This is a genomic window from Arthrobacter sp. 05T423, from assembly GCF_056396245.1.
Map to the genome: position 1 here is coordinate 1 of NZ_JBFTLC010000122.1, position 411 is coordinate 411.

The following is a 411-nucleotide window of genomic DNA, read 5'->3' on the forward strand; positions in this document are numbered from 1 at the left end:
CTGTCATGGCGTGATCTCCCAGCCGAACATCATGGCGTGGTCCTCGTGTGCCAGGTTGTGGCAGTGTGCCACGTAGGGTCCGACGAAGTCACGGAAGCCGCGGTAGATGATGGTCGACTCGCCAGGATCCAGGGCCACCAGATCCTCACGTGAGACATCATCGGGATGGGACTTGTCCCCGCCCTTGGTGACGTCYCTGCCGTTGCGCATGACCACGCGGTGTTCCTCCATGTGSAGGTGGAAGGGATGGACCCAGCCGCCGCCGCCGTTGCGGATCTCCCAGAGGTTGTAGCTGCCCTTCTTCTGCTGGGCCAGCGGCGTGCGGCCGGCACGGTTCTTCAGGCTTGCCAGCACGTGCTGCGGGTCGAAGGGCTTGCCGTTGATCAGCCACTCCGTTTCGCCGCCGCCCGA

1 protein-coding gene is annotated in these 411 nt (G+C 64.5%); it reads right to left on the reverse strand.

Annotated features, from left to right (window positions below; genetic code table 11):
* Positions 1-3: 3 nt before the first annotated feature.
* Positions 4-411 (reverse strand): multicopper oxidase domain-containing protein (locus AC1DFE_RS24195; RefSeq protein WP_476908347.1); only part of this gene is annotated, 408 nt, incomplete at its 5' end.